Below are 17080 nucleotides of genomic sequence, written 5' to 3' on the forward strand. Positions count from 1 at the left end.
CATGATCACGGAGACTTCCGGTCGCTCCGCCGTTCCCCGCGGGGTGCAACGCCCGACGGCCGGACAAGGCTTGATCGCCGGCCTGGCGCCTGCACATGGGACCGGTGCTGGGGTCTGTGGGCTATCGTGGTGGCATGGGTTGCTTCGCCTGCATGCAGATTCGCGCTGCCGCTTAGCGGCGGTATCGCGGTTGTCGTAACCGCGGCCTCATTGCCTGCCCCGGCCGGGGTCAGTGCCTGGCATACCGCCGGATCGGTGTCCCGCCGGCAGCCCATTCGCGTGTCTCGCTGTGCTGCCGGATCGTCCTGCGTGATCCGGGGAGCAATCTGTGTCGCAGCGTTTCCATCCAACGTACCAAGATCCTTTCTCTCGCCCGTCCGGGGTAATACCGGCGGTCGCCGTTTCCGAGCGGGTCGCCCTGTCGCTCCGGGCGGTGGGAGCCGCCGGCGAGGCGTGGCTGGCCGGACTTCCCGGTCTGCTCGCCGGCCTGGCGGCCGACTGGTCGATCACCGTCGGCGCCCGGCTGGACGGCGGGCGGACCGCCTACGTCGCCGAGGCGACGACGCACGAGGGCACGCCCGCCGTCCTCAAGGTGTCAATCCCGCCGGGGATCGACGGGGTCACCCCGTTCGACCGGCAACTGGCCGCCCTGCGCCTCGCGGGCGGTGACCCGTACGTCGGACTGATCCGGCACGACGTACCGCGCCAGGCCCTGCTCCTGGAACGCCTCGGCCAGCCGATGGCCGCCCTGGACTGGCCTGCCTCACGTCAGCTGGAGGCGCTCACGCGTACCGCTGCCCGGGGATGGCGTCCGGTCCCCGATCACGGCCGGCTACCCGGCTGGGCAGAGGCGGCCCGCTGGCATGCGGCCTTCATCCCCTCCATGTGGGATGACCTCGCCCACCCCTGCTCGGAAGCGGCCATCGACTTGGCCGTCCGCTGCGCCGGCGCTCGGGAAGCCGCCTTCGATCCCGGCCGAGCGGTGCTCGTACACGGGGACGTGCACGCTTTCAACGCCCTGCAGAAACCGGGGCCGGCTCGTGCGGACATGGGCTTCCGGCTCGTCGACCCCGGAGGGCTCATCTCCGAGCCCGCTCACGACCTCGGCGTGATCCAGGCCCGCGGCGTGCAGGGCTGGCTCGACGAGCTCGCGGCCGGCCGGCCGCAGCAGGCGCTGCACAAGGTGGCCAGCAGCTGCCGGCACGCGAGCCGGATAACCGGAGTCGACCCGGAAGCCATCTGGCAGTGGGCGTACATCGAGATGGTCTCCACCGGGCTGCACGTCCTACGCCTCGGCGACCACGAGGAAGCAGAAACATTCCTCGCCGTCGCCGACAAGCTGGCCGCGGCCACCGCGAAAGCGAAGCCGAACCAGGCGCGGCCGGGCGAGCCGTTGACACCGCCGCGGGTCGCCGGAGAACGCCGGCCGACCCAACAGCATCACCGGCCGACGCCGGAGCCTGACGGCGCGCGGCCCGAACCCGCCAAGCTCCTGCTGATGGTCGGGCTCCCCGGCGCCGGAAAGACCACCCGAGCCAAAGAGCTCGCCGCGGCGCACCACGCGCTGCGGCTCACCCCGGACGAGTGGATGATCTCCCTGTACGACGGGTCGCAGCCCGATGGCAAGCGCGACCTGCTGGAAGGCCGGCTCATCGCACTGGCCCTGCAAGCGCTGCAACTGGGCACCAACGTCGTGCTCGACTTCGGCCTCTGGGGCCGCGACGAACGATCAGCGCTGCGTTGGCTGGCGACATCGGCCGGAGCATCCTGCCAAGTGATCTACCTGCCCATCGACACCGACGTCCAACGCGCCCGGATCGCCCACCGCCAGGCAACCGAACCGCACACCACGTTCCCGATGACCGAAGCCGACATCGCCAAATGGCGGAAGCAGTTCCAGGCCCCCGATGCCACCGAACTGCGGGGCGGCACAATCCCCGGCCCACCGCCGGGGTGGCCAGGCTGGCCCGAGTGGGCCGTGGACCGATGGCCCTCACTCTCAGACAGCTACGCCTTCCAGTCCTGAAGAAATGGCCAGAACGGGGGTATCGGCACGTAAGGTCATCGCCGGGCCACGTCCGCCGGCGTGGTGTATGAGCTTGGCGTGTCCGTCACAGAAAACGGCATCGGTACGGCCGGGGTGCGGGTCGGTCCGCAGCCGCCGTGGTCTGCCCGCGCCCGGCACCGGCCAGCGCCGCGCGGGAACCGGCACCGCTGGCCATGCCCGCCGGCGACCGAGCGGTGCCTGGCCCGCGCGTCCCAACGCCCCGGGGCACGATCGGCGATCACGTCCTACACGTCGGGCGGCCGCACGCCGCGGGGCCCGGCGCAGGGGCCGGAAGTCTCCGTGATCATGCGCAACGCGGCGTCGACACCAACGGTTTTTCATGATCACGGAGCGCTGATGTACCCCCGTGTACCACAAGTCTCCGGGATCATGGCAAACCCGGTGTGCGGCCACCGCGGACATCATGATCACGGAGACATACGTCCGGCCCGGCCGCGCGGATCGGAGGTTGCGCCCGATGGGTGCGATATCCGCACCGGTCGGCCGCGCCGCACCGGGTCGGGTCGGGTCGGGTCGGGTCGGGCGTCGATGATCGCTTGTCCCCGCCGATGGCCACCGACGCCCAGCCCGCGGCGGCCACCGGCGGCCGGCTGACATCAACCAGCACGATCAGGCGCTGGCCTCATACACCACGCCAGCGGACGTGACCGACGCTGGCCGGCCTCGTGCCGGTGGTGGTTCCGGGTGCTGTGCGAGGCTTGGGCTGCGGGGGGTGCGGTGATCGTCGTCGCTGCAAGGGCAACGAGCTGACACGCCGGCGATCGCCGGCGATCGCCGGTGGACGGCGCGCTCTGCTTGGCGCAGGTGCGATCCATGAGCTCGCGGTCGGTCACCGGTGCGCCGCCGGCCGGGATGCGGGCGGCGCGCCAGCGGTCGTCAGCTGCTGAGTGCGGGGCAGAACGCCGCCGCGTCCGCGGTCGCGGCGTCGATCTTCTTGTCGAACTCCGGGTCGGCGACGCCTTCGGGAGTGAGCAGCTTGGCGAAGTTCGCGACCAACTTGTCCAGCGCCGCCTTGAACTTCGGGTCGGACGCCTTGACCGACTCCGTGTTGACCGCCTTGGTGACCCGGCCGACGAGCGCGTCGGCGTCGGCCTTGGCCTTGGTCTTCGCGGCCTGGTCGCCGCCCTCGTTGGCCGTGAGCAGCTCGACGACCACGTTGGCCAGCGCCGCCTTCTCGGGCTCGAGGGCGTCGACGATCGCCTTACAGACCTGTTCGGTGTTCGCCTTCGCGTCGCCGGCCCCGCCCGGCGCCGTGCTGGCCGGCGCGCTCGACGGTGCGCCAGCGGTCGCGGACGTCGCGCCGCCACTTGCGGAGGCCGCGCCGCCGGCCTCGGCGCCGGAACCGCACGCCGCGCTCAACGCCGTTACGGCGGAAAGGGACATGACCAACATCAACCGTCGTACCCGCACGATGCGCTCCTCGTTCACCCGTGGCTTGGACCCACGAGAGCATAGGAGCGGCCCAGGTAAAGGGTTGGGGCCGGGCGGGTGCCCGGCCCCGAGGGGTTTACTTGGTGGAGTTGGTCAGCCAGAACTGCTGGTTGCGGCCGCCGTTGTAAGGCCACTGGTCCATCGCGCCGCCCGGCCATGCGTAGGCGCTCTGCACGTCCATGACGTAGCCGCTGCGGCCGTTCGTCACCACGTAGGTGGTGTTCAGCGCGATGTAGCCGAAGTACCACAGCTGGTCGGTGCCGCCGAAGCACGGGTACTGCACGAGCGGGCTGCCCGCCGACAAGGAGTTGCCGAAGTCGGACAGGCACTGGCCGCTGTTGCGGTTGACCACCTCGTACCAGCCGGCGTAGTACGGGCTGGGGATGAACGCCCAGTCCTGGTTGTATCCGCTGTTCCAGGTCCAGGTGACCACCTTGGTGTCGGGGGTCTGCGAGGCGTTCGTCACGTCGAGAACCAGCAGCTGCCCGGAGGACGTGTAGGTCCAGATGTCGTAGTAGACGGTGCTGAACGGGTTGAACACCGACTCCAACTGGCTGAGCAGCACGTTGCTGTAATAGCCCAGGCCGCCCAGCGCGTTGAAGAGGTCGTACTGCTGATAGCCCAGATCATGCATCGTGGTCATCATCGACTGGATCGACGCGCCGTAGGAGATGAAGTAGCCGACGAGGGTGGTGACGCTGTCGGTGGTGTCCGACCAGCTCAGGCCGCCGCCGGGCAGGTACAGCTGGAAGCGCATCGTGCCGAACTGATGGCCGTTGAACAGGATCCCGCCGTATGCGGACGCGGCGAGCTGCGCACCCGAGCCGTCGCCGCTGACGCTGCCCTGCAGCGAGGCGTTGAGCTGCAGGAAGGACGGCACTCCGGCCCGCACTTCGGCGGTGATCGACGCGCCGTTGGCCGTGCTGCCGAAGGCCAGGTCGACCCTCAGGTTGAAGGAGCTGCTGCCGTAGCTGAACCCGCCGGAGAAGCCGAACTGGATCTGCGTCGGGCTGAGGTTCATCAGGAAGCGGGTCGATGCCAGGGTCACCGGGCCGATCGAGTAGCCGCCGACGCTCACGTTGACGAACAGCGACGGCGGTGTCACGCCCACCGAGCCGAGGACCTTCACCGGCACGTTGTCGACCGTGGCGTCGAACTTCACCGCGAGCCCGGGTGAGATGTAGACGCCGGCGGCCGTCGTACCGCCGAACGGAGACATGAAGAAGCTCGCCTGCTTGATCTGCAGGGAGTTCACCACGCTCTGCTGGGCCGGGGTGAGCGGGATGCCGGCCGCGATCTGCCCGGCGTAGCCGACCGCCAGCGGCGTCAACGCGACCCCGCCGGGGGCGGGCGGGTCGATGGCGAAGGAGAGCAGCGGCTGGGTCAGGCTGATCGTGGCGTTGAGGCTGATCCGAGCACCGGCGGCCAGGCCGATCGCCTGTGGCCAGCCCGACGGCAGGGTGACCTGGTCGGCGGTGAAGCTCACCGACGGGTTCTCGGAGATGCCGATCGAGCCGGCGAGGCTCTTGATGGACATCCCCGGCACCCCGAACGCGTTGACCCAGTTGTTCAGGCCGAGCGAGATGATCGGCGACGCCGTGTCGAGGTCGAGCGCGGCGCTGACGGTCACCCCGGTCTGCGACGCCGCGCCACCCGACCACATGGCCGGCAGCTTCAGGTAGCCGGCGCCGGCCAGCGTCACCCTGGTGCCGCCGCCAACGGTGATGGTCAGCGACACGTCGTCGATGTAGAACGCCGAGCCGTTCTGGTCGAACAGCTTCGCCCCGCCCGCGTCGGTGCCGAAGTTGACGTCGAGCGTCGCCGAGATGCCGGCGGTGGACACCTGCGCCACGGCGAGAATCTTCGTACCGGACGGGATGCTCGCGTGCACCGAGTTGAGCGCCGAGGTGACGTCCGACGGCAGGCCGGCGACGGTGTAGGAGTACGCGAGGTTGACGCCGGCCTGCAGCGGCACGGTCGCCGGGAAGGGGCCGCCGGTGAGGCCGTAGTCGGCCGGGCGGAAGCCGGCGATCGACTTGGTGGAGACGTAGACCGCGCCGCTGCCGGACAGGCTGGAGCTGAACTTGCTCAGGTCCGGGACCGTCACGCCCACCAGCACGCCGTCGGTGCCGAACGACACCGCCGCGCTGAGGGCGGTCACCGGGCCGGCCGGCGCGTGGACGGTGAGGTCGGCGCTGCCGGTGACGGTGAAGGTGCCGGAGAGGCTGCCCGACACCGTGAGCGCGGCATTGCCGAGGTTGTACACCGGGTTGCCCGGCAGCAGGGTACCCGGCGCGGTGGTCTTGATCTTGAAGGAACGGTTGGTCAGGTCGAGGCAACCGTCCGCGGTCAGCGGGGACATGCCCGACGGGGTGTAGCTGAAGCTGCCCCGCAGATCGAGCCAGACGTCACCGGTGCCGGTCTTGGGGCAGGAGACCGTGGCCGGCGGGGGCAGGTTGGACAGCTCGAAGCCGGTGACGGACAGGGTCGCGCCCGCGCCCGGGCTCCAGCTGACGACGCTCGCGGACGACACGTCGAAGCCGACGGTGCCACCCTGCTTGCTGAGCGAGGCGGTGAAGCTCGGGTACAGCGTCACACCGGACACCGGCTGCCAGGACTGGCCCGGCGTGGTGGTGACCGACAGCGACCAGTTCGTGAGCGAGGCGAGCGAACCGCTCACCGAGACCGAGAAGGTGTCCTGGCCGATGCCGACCAGGGCCGTGCCGGTGACCGACAGGCCGGTGTCCGTGCCGATCGAGACGGCGCTGCCCGGCTGCAGCGTGACGGCGCCGCCGGCCATCGGCAGCGCCGCGGCCAGGGTGCCGGTGAGCGAGGCGCCGAGGGATCCGCCGCTGTAGGTGAGGGCACCGGTCAGCGTGACCGTCGCGCCCTCGATGAACGGCACGTTGCCCAGCGTCAGGGTGGCCGTCAGGTCGGCGCCGTCCGACAGGGTGGTCGTGCCCGCATTGCGGATGGTCACCTGCAACGTGCCGGTCACGGAGCCGGTCGCCGAGGCGGCGAGGGTGACGGTGTTGCTCGACTCGTCCACGGTGATGGTGGTGGCGCCGAAGACCGGGTTGGGAACGCCCGAGGGCAGGTTGACCGGCAACCGGCCGGGCGCCCCGACGACGATCGTCAGGGTGTGCCCGGACTCGTCGCCGGAGACGGTCGGCGAGTCGAGCGGGATGCCGAGCTTCTCGTCGATGAGGTCGAACGCCCCGGGCGACAGTGTGTAGCTCGTACCGTCGGCGGGCTCGTCGCCCGCCTCGGCCAGCGCGGTCTGGGTCTTCCCGGTCGTCGCGAGCTCGGTCTTCGCGGCGGCGTGCAGCAGCGTGCCGGCGTGCGGCGCGGTCGCCGAGACACCGGCGGGCAGGTCGGGCGCGGCGCCGGCCGGGCCGGTGAAGCCGCTCGCCCCGGCGGCGGCGGACCAGTAGCCGGTGACCGGGGTGCCCCGGCGGCCGAGCCCGAGGGCGGCGGCGTCGGTCGGGAACTGGGCGATCAGGGCGCCGGCCGCGCTGACGTGCAGCGAGGCGTCGGCGGGCACCTCGGCGCCGCCGGCCGGCGTGATGGTGAGCAGGCCGGTCCCGTCGACCGAGCCGCTGATCGCGGCGTCCGCCACGGTGAGCCGGCCGCCGAACCGGGCGGCGCCGAGCGTCACCCGCCCGGGTGCCGGGCTCAGCTCGAAGGTGCCGTCGTGGCGGGCCGACAGTGCGCCGGCCCCGGTGGCGAGGTTGATCGCGACGGTACCGCGCGATCCGACCGCACCGGCGCGCCCCGCGGTCACCGCCACGTCACCGGACACGGCCAGCCACGGCGTCGTCGGACCGGTGCCGGGGGCCGCGAGCGACCCGTCGCGGGCCGGCGTGTTGCCCAGCCGCACCGTCCCGCCGGTCACCGTCACACCCGGCAGCAGCCGCCAGGCGCCGCTCTGCGGGGCCCGGACGTCGTACTCGACGCCGCCCGGCCCGCGGGTCACGGTGCCCGTCACCGTGCCGCCCAGGGTCAGGCCCGGCACCGGCGCCGCGGCGGGCGCGGCGCCGACGACGCCCAGGGACCACGAGTCGCCGCCGGAGACGCGGCCGTCCACGCCGACCCGCACCTGACGCTTCGCCGGCCCGAGGTCCGCCGTCCCGCTCAGCCGCAGCTCCGTGGAGGTGAGGCCGACCTGGGCGCCCTTATCCAGCACGGCCACGTCGCGCTGCAGCACGACCGGGTCGGCCAGGGTCCCGGTCAGGGACACGCCCGGCGCGCCGCCGGAGTAGGTCAGCTGCCCGGACAGCGCGACCGTGGCACCCAGCACCGCGACGCTCAGCGTGACCTGGCTGGTGAGGTCGTGCTCGTCGGTCAGGGTCGTCTTCGAGGCGTGCGCGACGCGCACGGTCACCGCCGCCTGCTCCGCCGAGGCGGTCAGCGTGAGCGTGTCCGACGCCGGATCCACCACCAGCGTGCTGTCGGGGAACGACGGCGGGCGCACCCCCGCCGGCACGGCGAAGGTGAGTTGCGGGCCGGTGCCGAACCGCGCGCGCAGCGTGCCGCCGGTCGGGTCCGGCCGCAGGCCGGTCAGCAGCGGCGAGCCGACCGGCAGGCCGAGGCCCGGGCCCAGCAGCTTCGCCACCGCCGGGGACACCTGGTAGCCGGCGGTCTCGGCCAGCGGCGGCGGCTGCTGCGCCGCGTGCGTGCGCACCGCGTCGAGCGCGTCCTGCTCCTGCTTCGCCCGCTGCGCCCGCGCAGCGGCCTCCTGCTTGTCCACCGGCGCCACCGGCCCTGGCGGCGCCAGCGGCGGCCGGGGGTCCGTCGCGGTGCGGAAGCCGTCGTTGGGTGGCGGGGTGTGTGCGGACACCGGAGGGCCGGCGGCCACCACGGCGACGCTCGCCGCGGCGATACTCGCCGCGATGAGGGCGAGCCACCGGCGGCCGGCCCCTTGCTTGTCGAGCATGTCAGTCCCTTCCTCAAGGCCCCATACCGCGCCGCCGGAGTGCGACATCGGAAACGTACGGGCCTAAGGCACCGCCACGCCTCGGGCGGATTCCTTATCTCCGCGCCGGATCGCTACCTCAGGGCCGCCTAAGGTAGCGACCGGTATCGACGCGTCACGCCGCTCCCGCTCCACGGGTGGACGCGCGTGAGCCGGGCGGCCGGGCGCTCGCGCGGAGCCCGCTCAAGAGGCGCGGCGGTCAGTCTTCGGCGAAGCGCGGGAAGCGGCCGGCGGTCGCTACCTCGGCGGGGTCGGGCAGGGGTGGTCGCGCCGGACGGGACGTGGCCGGCCACCACCGGCTACGGCGACGAGGATCAGCCGCGAAAGTCGGGCGACACCGCGAGGTCGGCCAGCTCCTGGTCGGTGAAGACCGGCTGGTCCAGCATGCTGCCGATGGGCTCGCGGTCGGTGCCGTTGGGCAGCTGCTCCAGGGACACCGCCCGGTCGTCGGCCACCCAGGTCGCCCGGACCTCACGCGGCACCTTGCCGCTGCCGCCCCGCCAGGTCACCGCGACCGGGGTACCGGTGACCGCGGTCAGTACCGTGCAACCGTCGTACGAGCCGGCGGCCTGGTAGGCGGCGGCGCACGGATCGTTGGTGCCGGGCGGGCCGTAGTCGGTGAACGAGCTGACCCGCACCGCGCCGACCTTGCCGTCGCGGTAGACCTCGGTACTGACCAAGTAGAGCCAGCCAGTCTGCTGCCAGCCCTCCACACGTGCGGAACGGGTGCGCGGATTGCCCGGCGCCGGAGTGGTGTATCCGGCCGGTATCGCCGCAATGAGCGCGGCCAGCATCTGGTCGGCGCGCTGCTGCTGGGCTTCCGGGATCTTCGACACCGCACGACCGGTGGGCGACTTGGCCACCCCCGGGCTGGCCGCGCCGGAGGTGCCTGGCGCGGCGGAGGTGCCTGGCGCGCTGGCGGTGCCTGGCCCGGCGGATGCGCTTGGAGCGCTGACGGTGCCTGGCGCGCCGGATACCGGTACCACCTGGATCGTGGCCGCCACCGCGGCGACCGCGGCCAGCGCGACTCCACCAGCCCACCACCGGCGCCGGTGGTTTCTGGCCCGCCGCCCGGCCGCTATCATCGCCTCCCGGCTCGGCGGCGGCGGCCCGGCCTCGCCGAGCACCCGCACGAGTAGGTCCCGCACGTCGTCGTTGGACATCGTCACTCCTTGCTTATGGAAGCGTTGTCGGGCACGCCGAGGCGGCGGCGCAAGGTTTCCAGCCCGCGGGCGGCCTGGCTCTTGACCGTGCCGGCCGAGATCCCGAGCAGCTCCGCGGTCTCCTCGACCGACAGGTCCTCCCAGAACCGCAGCACCAGTACGGCGCGCTGGCGTGCGGGAACCGCCGCCAGGGCGCGGCGCAGGATCAGGCGGTCGTCGACCCGGTCGGTCCCGGCCGGGGCACCCGGGTCGAGGTCGACGAACTCGGCCGTCGGCCGCTCCCGGCGCCACGGCCGGCGGCGCTCGTCGAGGAAGACCCGCACGAGGGTGCGCCGCACGTAGCGGTCGACGGGCTCCTTACGTTGGAGCCGGGGCCACGCTAGATAGAGCTTAGTGAATGCAGTCTGGGTGAGGTCGTCCGCCAAGTGCCAGTCGCCGCACAACAGGTAGGCCGTCGCCCGGAACGCCGCGCCCCGGGCGGCGTAGTAGTCGCCGAACTCCTGATCGCGGCTCGTGCCCGATCCCATGCAACCTCCCTCGTCCCTGACGCCAATACTCACGTAGGCAACGGGCTGGCGGGTTGCACCGGATTGCGGGCGCTCGGACACGGTCGGCTGCTGCGCGACGGGCTCGGGTTCTCCGACATGGAGATTCGGTGGATGGTCCATCTGGACGCCGCTAACGTGCTGCGGTTGTGGCGATCATGGACGGGATACCAGATCTACGAGGCGCAGGTGGTACTTGACGCGCCGGGCGCCCGCGCGACCATCGCGGTACTGAAGGTGGAGCAGCACCCGGGCCGGTTCACCGGCCTGCTGTCCAACGAACCGGCCCTGTTCGAGCGGATACTGATCTCACCTCCGGCGCTTCCGGGCCGGCCACACACCATATGGGCCGTCGCCTTCTGCCGGCCCCGCGCCAGAACCGTGGCCACCGATCGAGACCGAGGTCGCCGAGTAGCTGCCGCAGATAGCGCTCGGTGGCGGCCCGTACCCGGCGACCTCGACATACGCGATGGCCTGCGCGGGACGACTGCCGTTACGCGACGAGTACCTAAACGCGTTCGCGCGCACGGTCGGCCTCCCGGTCGGTGACCTCGCGGCGCTGCTCGGGCTCGACGTCGCGGAGGTTCCATGGGCCCCGACGTACCCGTGGCGGGCCGACGTGGTCGAGTTCGCGTGGGCGGCCAGTCGGCTGGACGACGCGCAACTGCGGGCAGCGATGGACTACGCCGAGGGCCGGTCGCGCGGGACCTCGTAGCCGGGTTCGCGCGCTGGGTCAGCCGATGGGCGCTCGCCACATCGTGCGCGGTCGTCGGCAGTTCATGAAGGCCGCGCGGGCTTGCAGGGCTGTCACCGGCCGTAGCAGGCCGCGACTTGCTGCGCGCACGATCGGCGGCATGAGCGTGCGCCATTTGACATTCTTCGTCGATGGTCGGGGCGGGTGGTTGCGGCGGGGTTCTGGGAGAATCAATGAATGGCGCAGCTACAGCTTTTTACCAGGAGCGAATTGGCTGCCATGCGCGACCGGACCAGGTCGCGTCGCTATTGCCCGGCAAAAGAAGAATTCCGCCGGGAACACGAACGACACCGGGCCTGGGGGCTGGCCAGACGTCACGCCGACAAGCTCCGCCGCATCCACGGCACCACTCCACCGGCGACCACCGTCGAGGATCGGCGGGACGACACGGCGCCCGAGACGGCGCCCGTTCCGGCCCCGGAAACAACTACTGAACAGGCCGGACCTCGCGCGCGTGACACCAGTCCGGACCACCACACCACCGTGCCGGACCAGACGCCTGGCGCCGATCGACCCAGCCCGGTCCGCCAGCCCCGGTGCACACCCGGCCCGCCGCGCTGGCCCGCCACCGCGGCAACGAGCGGACCTGTAGGCAGCGGCACCTCGCACCCGCCGACGCGTCAACGCCGTCGCTGCGAAATGTCAGGCGCGAAACGCTCCACCCATTATCCGAACGAGCCGCCGGCGCCATTCTCGCGAACGTTTTCACAACGACGCTGCACGCGCGCTCATCGGCAGAAGCGGATGCGGGCGACTGGCGGAGCTAGAGGTCCCCCGTTACGCATCGTTACGGTCGCCTCGGCCACTCCCGCGCCGGTCGGACAGCTGATCGCAACGGTGGACCGAGCCGTAGCCGGCAAGGCTCGCGCAGGCCCGGACTCGAAGATTTCGACCGGCACGTGTGCGCGGCCGGATCCCCTCCAATGGCCAGTTGCGCGGCTCGGCCGAGGTCTGTGGGTGGCGGAGTGGCGCCCGGCGTAGCCTGCCGTGTATGCAGCCCGCCTCGAAGCTGGAGCGTCGCGTGGTGACCGCCGCCGAGCAGGCGCTGGCGCGTCAGTCCTTCGTGAGCCCGCTCGACGTGCTGACCGGGATGGGCTGGGTGCCTCTCGGGCTGGTGGTGGACTGGCGGAACGGCCGGGCTCAGCACCTGGAGGCGGTCGCGGTGGTGTCGGCCGACCGGCTGAACGCCGCGCTGGAGGTGTTCCAACGCTGGGTGGCCGCTCGCGGCCTGCTGCCCAACGAGGTGGATTACCTGGCCGCCACCCGCGACCAGCGGCCGTTGCGCTTCACCGCCGCCGGCGATGCCGCGCTCGAGCTGACGTACCGCACCCACTGGATGCCGCCGGACCTGCCGCAACGGCAGCGGGAGCGGCTGACCGCCCGGCAGAGCAAGCCACCGGACCTGGTGGTGGTGCAGCCACTGAAGACGTTCACCTGTGTCAGCTGCGGGCGGACCGACGCCGACATGCTCACGATGGACGACGCCGGGCCGCTCTGCCTCACCTGCGCGGACCTCGATCACCTGGTGTTCCTGCCGGCCGGCGACGCGGCGCTGACCCGTCGCGCCAAGCAGGCCAGCCGGATCTCGGCCGTAGTGGTACGGTTCAGCCGCTCCCGCAAGCGCCACGAGCGGCAGGGTCTGCTGGTCGAGGAGGCGGCGATCGAGCAGGCCGAGCAGGAGTGCCTGTCCGACGAGGACGCCCGCGCCCGCCGCCGCGAGCGGGACCGGGAGCGGCGAGAGGCCGCGGACGAGCGGTTCCAGGAGGAGTTGGCCGAAGAGATCGGCCGGCTGTTCCCCGGCTGCCCGCAGCAGCGGGCGGCGGCAATCAGCCAGCACACCGGCCTCCGCGGCAGCGGCCGCGTGGGACGCACCGCCGCCGGCCGAGCACTCGACCCGGACGCCGTAACCCGAGCCGTGATCGCCTCGATCCGGCACGAAGACACCGACTACGACAAACTGCTCATGGCCGGCCTACCCCGAGAACAGGCCCGCGACCGAATCCGCCCCGACGTAGACCACCTCCTCAACCAATGGCGAAACCCAACCTAACCCCAACCGAGCCCAAGCCGAAGCCGAGGCCCAAGCCGAGGCCGAATCCTCAGCCCCGCCCGCGCTAACGGTGGGGATGCGGGGTGCGGCACTCAAACCCGCAACCATCGGACGGACAACAACCACCGACATGGGGGGTGTGGGTGGCGAAGCCCCCACCGGGGAGCGAGCGAAGCGAGCGCGAGGAATCCACAGGCTCCCAGCGAGCAGTCCGGAACGGACTGCGAGCAGGGTGAGCCCAAGACTGTGGGGCGGGCGGGACTCGAACCCGCGACCAAGGGATTATGAGTCCCCAGCTCTAACCTGCTGAGCTACCGCCCCCGAGCGTCGCAAGCTTACCGAGCCGCGCAAGCCGAATCCGCCCCGGAGCATCACAGGCGCGAAAAAGGCCTGTGAAAAAGGTTGTTTGGGAGCTCCCGCGATAGGACTCGAACCTATAACCTGCCGGTTAACAGCCGGCTGCTCTGCCAATTGAGCTACGCGGGACCGCGTCTCCCCCTGTTCAAGGGCGACCGGGAAAGAGTACAGCACGACTCGGGGGGTCAACGCCAGCGGGTATCCCCCCGCGTCGCGGAGACCACCGCATCGTGTGCCAGATTCCGGCAAAGCGTCGCAAGATCGATGTGTCGGTACGACGATGGATGGGTATATCAACGCAGACGGCGCAACCGGCACCGATGACCTGCGCCGTCAGAAGGAGGTCGTCGCCATGCGCGGCAAGCTACTGTTCCTCGGCGGTCTGGCCGCGGGCTTTGTGCTCGGTGCCCGGGCCGGGCGGGAGAAGTATGAGGAGCTCAAGACCACTGCTCTGAAGATCAAGGAGAGCCCGACGGTCCAGGAGGCCGCGGGTGTCGTCCAGGAGCAGGCGGCGCGGCTCTACAGCGAGGGCAAGACGAAGGTTACCGATCGGCTCGCCAACAGCCGGTTCGCCGAGACGGACCTCGGCCAGCGCCTGCTGCACACGTCGTCGGGGCCCGCGATCGAGCGGGACATGGCGACGAGCGGCGCGCCCACCACGCCGACGACGGGCACGAGCTTCTAAGGAACCGGGCATAACCGAAATATCCGATATGTCCGGCACGAAGTGCCGGACATATCGGATACCGGCCTAAAAGGCGCAGGCTCAAGACGACGAGGAGAACGCCGCGTCGAAGGCGGCCGACGGCGCGTCGAAAGCCAGCCGCCGCACGAACTGCAGCGCCTCCGGGGCGCCGACCAGGCGGTCCATCCCGGCATCCTCCCACTCGATCGAGATCGGCCCGGTGTAGCCGATCGCGTTGAGCGCCCGGAAGCAGTCCTCCCACGGCACGTCCCCGTGGCCGGTCGAGACGAAGTCCCAGCCACGCCGCAGGTCGGCCCACGGCAGGTGCGAGGCGAGCCGCCCCCGCCGTCCGTCCCCGGTGCGCACCTTCGCGTCCTTGCAGTCCACGTGGTAGATGCGGTCCGCGAAGTCGAGGATGAAGTTCACCGGGTCGAGCTCCTGCCACACGAAGTGCGACGGGTCCCAGTTGAGGCCGAAGGCCGGGCGGTTGCCGATCGCGTCGAGCGCGCGCCGGGCCGTCCAGTAGTCGTAGGCGATCTCGCTCGGGTGCACCTCGTGCGCGAAGCGCACACCGACCTCGTCGAAGACGTCCAGGATCGGGTTCCACCGGTCGGCGAAGTCCTGATATCCAGCCTCGATCATTTCCGGGGGTACCGGCGGAAACATGGCCAGCGTGTGCCAGATGGACGAGCCGGTGAAGCCGACGACCACGTCGACACCGAGCTTGCGGGCGGCCCGGGCGGTGTCCTTGATCTCCTCGGCGGCGCGTTGCCGCACCCCCTCGGGCTCGCCGTCGCCCCAGATGCGGGCCGGCAGAATGCCCTGGTGCCGCTGGTCGATCGGGTGGTCGCAGACCGCCTGGCCGACGAGGTGGTTGGAGATGGCCCAGACCTTCAGGTTGTACTTCGCGAGCGTCTCGCGCTTGCGGTCCACGTAGGACTCGTCGGAAACGGCCTTGTCCACCTCGAAATGGTCGCCCCAGCAGGCGATCTCGAGGCCGTCGTAGCCCCACTCGGACGCGAGCCGGCAGACCTCCTCGAACGGCAGGTCGGCCCACTGGCCGGTGAAGAGCGTGATTGGACGCGCCATGCTGCTGTCCTCCGATAAAGGGGGTCCAGGCGCGAGGGATACCTGTTGGTTCGGTCAATCAACGGTGAACGTGGGTTGCGCCCCCACATCCGCAATCCTAAAAGACGGGCAATCAAAGCAAAAGAGGTTCCCCGCCCGCCCGGACCGCACCGGACCTGCGATTCCGGGCGGCGTCGGCGTCGCCGCCCGGGATCCGTCGCGGCGCGTCGGATGTCCGGACGGGCGGGGCCCGAAGGCGAGGCCGGTCGGCGTCTCGGCCCCACCCCCGTCAATCGGCGGCCGACCAGGTCAGCCGATCAGCGTGAACTCGTCGATGTCGAACAGCGCCCCGGATCCGCCGTGGAACACGAGGTACACCATGGAAGCGGCATTCGTGGCGAGCGGGATTGATGCCTCCCGGAACGTGTCCCAGCTGCCTGTGCTCGTCACCGGCAGCGTGCCGAGCAGCGCGCCGGTGCTCGAGCCGGCCCGGAACTCCACGGTGCCGCCGGCCCCGGCGGACGACCACTTGACGCGCGCGCCGGCGACGGTCGAGAGGTTGACGCCGGTGTAGGCCGCCCAGTCGTTGTTGTCGATGAAGCCGGCGGTCTGACCGCCGGATGCCGTGCCGTGCGCGGCGACCTGCAGGCCGCTCATCGACGACCAGGCCTCGGCCTGCCGCGTGGTGGCGTTGCGCGCCAGGGTGAACTGGTCGACGTCGAACAGCGAGGAGCCGCTGCCCCGGAACACCAGGTAGAGCGAGGTGGCGGCATTGCTCGCCAGCGGTGTGAACACGTCGCGGAAGGTCTCCCAGCCGCCGGTGCTGGGCGCCGCGACCGAGCCGAGCAGCGTGCCCGTGGTGGATCCGGCGTGGAATTCGACGGTACCGCCGGAGCCGGCCGAGGCGGTGCGCACGGTCACGCCCTTGACGTTGGACAGGTTGACGTTGTTGAACGCGATCCAGTCGTTGTTGTCGATGAACCCGGCGGTCTGCCCGCCGGCGGCCGGCGCGTGGGCGGCCGCTTGGACGCCACCGGTGGCGTTGAACGCCTCGCCCTGGTAGACGGAGCTGTTCGACAGCGCCGGCGGTGCACAGTTGGCGTCGACGCGCTTGGCGGTGTACCGGATGGCACCGAGCAACAGGTTGACGAAGTTCGCCTCGGTGTAGCTCTCCTCGGTGTGTCCCAGGCCGGTGTAGAAGGAGCGCCCGCTGTCGATGGTCTTGCACCAGGTGATCGGGTGGTCGCCGTTCATGGTGCCGCCGGAGTACGACGACTCGTTGAGCGAGGCCAGCACGTGCGCGGTGCCGCGCGGGTTGGACTGGTAGTTGTACCACTCGTCGGTCCGCGTCCAGGTCGCGGCGAGGTGGGCGGTCGCCGGGTTGGTGCGGTCCTCGACGTTGACCGTGGCCGCCTGGATCGCCGGGTGCGCGGAGAACCAGGCCCCGACCAGGGTGCCGTAGAAGGGCCAGCTGTACTCCGTGTCGGCCGCCGCGTGCACGCCGACGTACCCGCCGCCGCCGCGGATGTACGCCTCGAACGCGGCCTGCTGCGTGTCGTTCAGGACATCGCCGGTCGTCGACAGGAACACGACGGTCTGGTACTGCGCCAGGTTCGCCGCGGTGAACGCGGCGGCGTCCTCGGTGGCGGTGACGGTGAAGCTGTTGGCGGCGCCGAGCGACTGGATCGCCGCGATGCCGTTGGGGATGGACGAGTGGCGGAAGCCGGCCGTCTTGGAGAAGACCAGCACCTTGTAGGGCGCGTCGGCCGCGCAGGCGGGCGCGGCGTTGAGCGCGGTCGCGGCCAGGAGGCCCACCGTAGCGGCGGCGAGCCACGAGCGGATGGTCATGACAGTTCCTCACGATCGACTCGTCGGTCTGCGCGCGCCGCCGCGCTGTCATGCTCGTCGTGCCTATTCGGTTGTCCGGTCCCGGCGCGGCGCCTGGCGGGCGCCGCACCGGGTCGCCGGTTTCTCACCCTCTGCT

Annotated in this window: 10 protein-coding genes and 2 tRNA genes; 4 read left to right on the forward strand and 8 right to left on the reverse strand. The window is 71.1% G+C overall.

Annotation, left to right across the window (positions count from 1 at the left end):
* Window positions 1-328 precede the first annotated feature (328 nt).
* Window positions 329-2026 (forward strand): AAA family ATPase, encoded by a 1698-nt coding sequence (locus ACQPXD_RS46925; RefSeq protein ID WP_432830073.1) that lies wholly within the window; start codon window positions 329-331, stop codon window positions 2024-2026.
* A 918-nt stretch (window positions 2027-2944) separates the two neighbouring features.
* Here ACQPXD_RS46925 and ACQPXD_RS46930 read toward each other — a convergent pair.
* The 4 genes from ACQPXD_RS46930 to ACQPXD_RS46945 form a co-directional block, all read right to left on the reverse strand.
* Window positions 2945-3451: a hypothetical protein gene (locus tag ACQPXD_RS46930; RefSeq protein ID WP_432830075.1), complete on the reverse strand. Its 507-nt coding sequence runs from the start codon at window positions 3449-3451 to the stop codon at window positions 2945-2947.
* A 124-nt stretch (window positions 3452-3575) separates the two neighbouring features.
* Complete coding sequence (locus tag ACQPXD_RS46935; protein WP_432830077.1) at window positions 3576-8435, reverse strand: RICIN domain-containing protein; 4860 nt, start codon at window positions 8433-8435, stop codon at window positions 3576-3578.
* A 353-nt stretch (window positions 8436-8788) separates the two neighbouring features.
* Window positions 8789-9637: a hypothetical protein gene (locus ACQPXD_RS46940; RefSeq protein WP_432830079.1), complete on the reverse strand. Its 849-nt coding sequence runs from the start codon at window positions 9635-9637 to the stop codon at window positions 8789-8791.
* A 2-nt stretch (window positions 9638-9639) separates the two neighbouring features.
* Entirely contained in the window at window positions 9640-10164 is a 525-nt protein-coding gene (locus ACQPXD_RS46945; RefSeq protein ID WP_432830081.1) for a SigE family RNA polymerase sigma factor, read from the reverse strand.
* A gap of 487 nt (window positions 10165-10651) precedes the next feature.
* Here ACQPXD_RS46945 and ACQPXD_RS46950 point away from each other — a divergent pair, with 487 nt between their 5' ends.
* On the forward strand, window positions 10652-10897 hold the full coding sequence (locus ACQPXD_RS46950; protein WP_432830083.1) for a hypothetical protein: 246 nt from the start codon (window positions 10652-10654) through the stop codon (window positions 10895-10897).
* Between the two features lie 1030 nt (window positions 10898-11927).
* Entirely contained in the window at window positions 11928-12986 is a 1059-nt protein-coding gene (locus ACQPXD_RS46955) for a DUF2293 domain-containing protein (protein ID WP_432830085.1), read from the forward strand.
* A 247-nt stretch (window positions 12987-13233) separates the two neighbouring features.
* Here the strand turns inward: ACQPXD_RS46955 and ACQPXD_RS46960 are convergent.
* Together ACQPXD_RS46960 and ACQPXD_RS46965 are read right to left on the reverse strand one after the other, a co-directional pair.
* Window positions 13234-13307 (reverse strand) — tRNA-Ile (locus tag ACQPXD_RS46960).
* A 92-nt stretch (window positions 13308-13399) separates the two neighbouring features.
* A tRNA-Asn gene (locus ACQPXD_RS46965) sits at window positions 13400-13472 on the reverse strand.
* A gap of 223 nt (window positions 13473-13695) precedes the next feature.
* On the opposite strand from ACQPXD_RS46965, the gene ACQPXD_RS46970 reads away from it, so the two are divergent.
* On the forward strand, window positions 13696-14028 hold the full coding sequence (locus tag ACQPXD_RS46970) for a hypothetical protein (RefSeq protein ID WP_432830087.1): 333 nt from the start codon (window positions 13696-13698) through the stop codon (window positions 14026-14028).
* Window positions 14029-14109: 81 nt separating this feature from the next.
* Here ACQPXD_RS46970 and ACQPXD_RS46975 read toward each other — a convergent pair whose 3' ends face one another.
* Together ACQPXD_RS46975 and ACQPXD_RS46980 are read right to left on the reverse strand one after the other, a co-directional pair.
* A complete protein-coding gene (locus tag ACQPXD_RS46975) occupies window positions 14110-15117 on the reverse strand; it encodes a sugar phosphate isomerase/epimerase family protein (protein WP_432830089.1) in 1008 nt (335 codons plus the stop codon).
* 288 nt (window positions 15118-15405) lie between these two features.
* Complete coding sequence (locus tag ACQPXD_RS46980; protein WP_432830091.1) at window positions 15406-16944, reverse strand: ThuA domain-containing protein; 1539 nt, start codon at window positions 16942-16944, stop codon at window positions 15406-15408.
* Window positions 16945-17080 lie beyond the last annotated feature (136 nt).

The sequence above is a fragment of the Dactylosporangium sp. CA-092794 genome, from assembly GCF_050948465.1.
Lineage (GTDB): Bacteria > Actinomycetota > Actinomycetes > Mycobacteriales > Micromonosporaceae > Dactylosporangium.

Excerpts from the sequence above, each read along its gene's own strand:
- ACQPXD_RS46930 (WP_432830075.1), bottom strand. The coding sequence starts at position 3,451 with ATGTCCCTTTCCGCCGTAACGGCGTTGAGCGCGGCGTGCGGTTCCGGC.
- ACQPXD_RS46935 (WP_432830077.1), bottom strand. The coding sequence starts at position 8,435 with ATGCTCGACAAGCAAGGGGCCGGCCGCCGGTGGCTCGCCCTCATCGCG.
- ACQPXD_RS46940 (WP_432830079.1), bottom strand. The coding sequence starts at position 9,637 with ATGTCCAACGACGACGTGCGGGACCTACTCGTGCGGGTGCTCGGCGAG.
- ACQPXD_RS46945 (WP_432830081.1), bottom strand. The coding sequence starts at position 10,164 with ATGGGATCGGGCACGAGCCGCGATCAGGAGTTCGGCGACTACTACGCC.
- ACQPXD_RS46950 (WP_432830083.1), top strand. The coding sequence starts at position 10,652 with ATGGCCTGCGCGGGACGACTGCCGTTACGCGACGAGTACCTAAACGCG.
- ACQPXD_RS46955 (WP_432830085.1), top strand. The coding sequence starts at position 11,928 with ATGCAGCCCGCCTCGAAGCTGGAGCGTCGCGTGGTGACCGCCGCCGAG.
- ACQPXD_RS46970 (WP_432830087.1), top strand. The coding sequence starts at position 13,696 with ATGCGCGGCAAGCTACTGTTCCTCGGCGGTCTGGCCGCGGGCTTTGTG.
- ACQPXD_RS46975 (WP_432830089.1), bottom strand. The coding sequence starts at position 15,117 with ATGGCGCGTCCAATCACGCTCTTCACCGGCCAGTGGGCCGACCTGCCG.
- ACQPXD_RS46980 (WP_432830091.1), bottom strand. The coding sequence starts at position 16,944 with ATGACCATCCGCTCGTGGCTCGCCGCCGCTACGGTGGGCCTCCTGGCC.